The following is a 3813-nucleotide window of genomic DNA, read 5'->3' as shown; positions in this document are numbered from 1 at the left end:
ATGGCCGGTTCCATAGCGATTGGCAAAGATATAGGCATTCACACCCGTCGGACAGCCGGCAGCCACGGTCGCGACAGTTGCCCAGAGCGGGGGCAGCTGAAACAGAAATGTGCCGATCAGGAAAACGATGGACGGCATGACAACCATCTTGAGGATGCTCAGCAGGAAACCCGGCAGAATATTGCCACGCATGCCATAGTGCACGAGGCTCATGCCAAGGGACAGCAGCGCAAGAGGCAGTGCCGTGGCTGCAATGCGGTTCAAGACGTCTTGCCCGATTTCGGGTATCTGCAATCCCGTTTGCCGCCAGGCAAAGGCAAAGACAATCATGATGATGAGCGGATTTTTGAAAAGGCTCCGCAGTGTTGCAACGACAAGCTTGCCAAGTGGTGGCAGTTCCTCGCCATTGTCCACGGCGGCGGCCCTTTCCATGGCCACGGACAGGATCAAGGTCATTGTTGCGAAATGAACGGAAATGAGCAGCAACAACGGTACTTGTCCTTCCTGTCCATAAACTGCAGTGACAAGCGGCAATCCGACGAGCACAAGATTGGAATAGGTCGAAGAAATGGCGCCGATCGCTCCTGCTCGAGCATCCCTGCCGAAACCTTTCCGGATCACAATGCCACCTAGAAACCAGGTTGCGGTGCCTCCCAGAAAGTAGCTTGCCCAAAGCGCGAAGGGAAAGCCTGCCGACAGGTCTGCCGTTGTCAATGTGCGAAAAATGAGAACCGGTATCGGAACGATAAAGACAAATTGCCCAAGCGCTTCCCCAACCGACTGGTTCAAGATCCGAAATCTGGCCAGGCTGTAACCGATTGCAATCAGGACAAAGACGGGCGCAACGATCGAGAATGTTTGAGCAAGCATTTAGGCATCCAGCCAGAAGTTGAAATCCGGCAACGTGTTAGGTGTGATTTAAGACTGATTGGCGCACCATATTGCAGTGCAGATGGACAGCCGAAGGTCATCGGGGTAAGCACGGCCAGGGGCAAATTGGCTTTTTAGCGGTCATCTGGCAAGCCCTGTTGGCATTCTTAACCGAGGAGGGAGCCGGGCCTCATGGCGGATCATGATGAAGACAGCGTCAAACTCGCGCTTTTGGCCCATGATCTGAGAACGCCTCTGTCGGCCATGCGCCTGACTGCGGAGCTCATCGGCAATGGTCAACTTGACGTCTCTCAGACGGAGCATCTGTCTGTGCTTATCAGGTCTATCGATGCCCTGACCGAGATGACGGGTGCATTGGTGCATGCAGCAGAGCCGGACCAGCAAACGGAAAAACCGGTAAGCCGGATCGCGGACGTTGTTGCCGAGACTGCGGATCTTTTCCGTGTGCCTGCCGAGGTGAAAGGCCTCTTCTTCGAAGTTTCGATCGACGACACTATACGTGGCTTCAAAAGCGAAGAGGGCGGTGCGATCCGCCGTGTGATGTCGGCTCTTTTGGACAACGCGATCAAATACACCGGAAGCGGTGGGGTCTCGGTGAGCCTGGGGTTGCCCGGGCAACCGGCCAGCGGTTCGTCTGAAGGTTGCCAGGTTTCCTGGGTCAGCCTGGTTGTAACCGACAGTGGCCCGGGTCTGGATGCTGATGAGCGGGAGCGTTTGTTTCGTCCCTTTGTCCGTGGGCGCCACGGGCGAAATTCGGGTCCTGGCAGCGGTCTAGGCCTTTGGGGTACTGCGCAGCTGGTAAAAGAATTGGGAGGACGTCTGACGCTTTCCGCTGCCCCTTCGGGTGGGTGCCGATTTGAAGTGCAGTTTCCAGTAAAATCCGCCCTCGATGCCGGTGAAGGTTTCAACGAGCAGCCGGAAGGCAAGGAGGTAAGCAATGCGGAATTACAGCCTGCATGCGTCCTCATCGTTGATGACAATGACACAAATTGCCGATTGCTGGCCGCGCTGCTGGAGTCGTTCGGGATCAGGTCGGAAATTGCCAATTCCGGCGAACAGGCGATTTCACTGGTACAGAAAGTGGAGTTTGACGCGGTGCTCCTGGATCTGCACATGCCGGGAATGAGCGGTGTTGAAACGGCGATGAAACTTCATGAGATCAAGAAGGTGAAAAGCCTGCCGCTGATCGCCGTTTCCGCGGCGGCGGATGCCATTGGAAAGGATCAGTTGAAGCAGGCGGGCTTTAACGAGGTCCTGACAAAGCCACTGATCCCCCGGTTGCTTTATGAAGCACTGGAAAAGGCCCAGAAAACGTAAGTCGTCAGAAACCGCGGATGTCTGAATTAAGGCTTCTCAGCTTCGGCAGCCGCCTCAAGTGCCTGTTCCAATCGATCGTTTCCCCAAAAAAGCTCTCCGTTTTGGAGGACGAAGCTTGGTGCACCAAAGATACCGCGCTTTTCGGCGTTCTCGATTGTTGTCCTGAGACTGGTCTTGTTTTCAGGTGTTTGTGCAGCTTGGAGAATGTCTTTCACTGGAGCCCCGATGTCCATGAGCAGGTTTGCCAGCATGCCTTCGTCGGAAATGTCCAGGCCCTGGCCGAATTGTGCATTGTAGACCGCACGGGTAAAGGCTCCGATCCAGGTCTCATGCCGGCCCGAATGGGCGATACGCGCGGCGCGCAGGCTGTGCTGTGGAAACGGGACCGGCATGGAAAACGGCAGCCCGTAGAGCGCGCATTGGCGCTCCACATCGCGCCACATAAAGTCGCCTTTTTCCAGGTGAATGTTGAACAGGGATGTTTCCCAACCCTGTTTTCGAAATATCGGACCCAGCAGAAAGGGGCGCCAGGAAATTTCAACACCATAGTCGCGTGAGAGGGTTTCGATCCGCATTGCGGACAGGTAACTGTAGGTCGAGGCGAACTCGTACCAGAATTCGACAACCGGCCGATCTACCGGATGTTTCGGCGCAGAAGAGAAAGCGGAAGACGTCTGCTGCGGTGGCTTTTCCGACACGATTTTTGTTCCGCTTGCCTTTGCCCCGGTTTGGCCGGAACAAGAGGTCAGTAAGAGGGGATTGGATAGCAAATCCGGATAGGCTAAGGAGCTGACATGAACCAAGCCGAACCAATTGAGCATAATCCGAAGTCCATCCCTGGCAAGGCGTGGCACTGGTGCCGTTCGAATCCAATGAAGGCGGTCAGCCTTTATATTTGTGCCGTTTCAGTGTTCTTCCTGGCCTTCCCGAAAGTTGATTTCTGGGCAAGCGGCCTGTTTTTTTCTGCTGTCGACGGCTTTTGGGCTCAAAACGAACCGTTCCTGCGAGATGTCAGACATCTCGGTCCGTTTCTGGTGCGTGTGATCGCGATTGTCTGTGTTGCCGTATTGCTGTTGAAACTTCTCGTCCCGAGCCGGCGGCCACTCCTTCGATTGCGGCAACCGGTTTTTCTTCTCAGCACACTCATTCTCGGGCCCGGCGTTCTGGTCAATCTGGTTTTCAAGAACAACTGGGGTCGGCCGCGACCGAGGTCGGTCGAGGAGTTCGGAGGCGATCTGCCGTTTCAACCGGTCTGGAAGATCACCGACTATTGCGACAGCAACTGCTCGTTTGTGTCCGGTGAAGCTTCGGCGGCAATGTGGCTTGTGTCCATCGCGTTCATTGTCCCGGCGACATGGCGCAAGTGGACCCTTGCCTTTGTTCTGCCCCTCGGCCTGATCCTGTCCGTCAACCGGGTTGCCTTTGGCGGCCATTTCTTTTCCGACACGTTGCTTTCCTGGGGCGTGACCCTGCTGCTTATCCTTGGTGTATACCGGCTGCTTTATCAAAACAGGCCGCCGCTGGTTACCGACCGAAAGCTGGATGAATGGTTCACCGTCAAAGGACGCAAGCTGCAAAGAGCCGGGCAGAGAGCATTTATCCGGG

General features: G+C 55.6%; 4 protein-coding genes. 2 read left to right on the top strand and 2 right to left on the bottom strand.

Annotated elements, in window-relative coordinates; translation table 11 throughout:
• The coding region (locus K5905_RS29500; protein ID WP_297591159.1) for an AEC family transporter at nt 1-870 on the bottom strand (870 nt) is incomplete at its 3' end.
• A gap of 192 nt (nt 871-1062) precedes the next feature.
• Between K5905_RS29500 and K5905_RS29495 the strand changes: the two genes are divergently transcribed.
• Nucleotides 1063-2208: a hybrid sensor histidine kinase/response regulator gene (locus tag K5905_RS29495; RefSeq protein ID WP_297591156.1), complete on the top strand. Its 1146-nt coding sequence runs from the start codon at nt 1063-1065 to the stop codon at nt 2206-2208.
• A gap of 26 nt (nt 2209-2234) precedes the next feature.
• Here the strand turns inward: K5905_RS29495 and K5905_RS29490 are convergent, their stop codons facing one another.
• Nucleotides 2235-2906, bottom strand: coding sequence for a 2-hydroxychromene-2-carboxylate isomerase (locus K5905_RS29490; RefSeq protein ID WP_297591151.1), 672 nt, complete (start codon nt 2904-2906; stop codon nt 2235-2237).
• A 96-nt stretch (nt 2907-3002) separates the two neighbouring features.
• On the opposite strand from K5905_RS29490, the gene K5905_RS29485 reads away from it, so the two are divergent.
• The coding region (locus tag K5905_RS29485) for a phosphatase PAP2 family protein (protein WP_297591148.1) at nt 3003-3813 on the top strand (811 nt) is incomplete at its 3' end.

It is taken from the genome of Roseibium sp., from assembly GCF_025698965.1.
Taxonomy (GTDB): domain Bacteria; phylum Pseudomonadota; class Alphaproteobacteria; order Rhizobiales; family Stappiaceae; genus Roseibium.
This window is presented reverse-complemented; position numbering and strand designations above follow the sequence as displayed.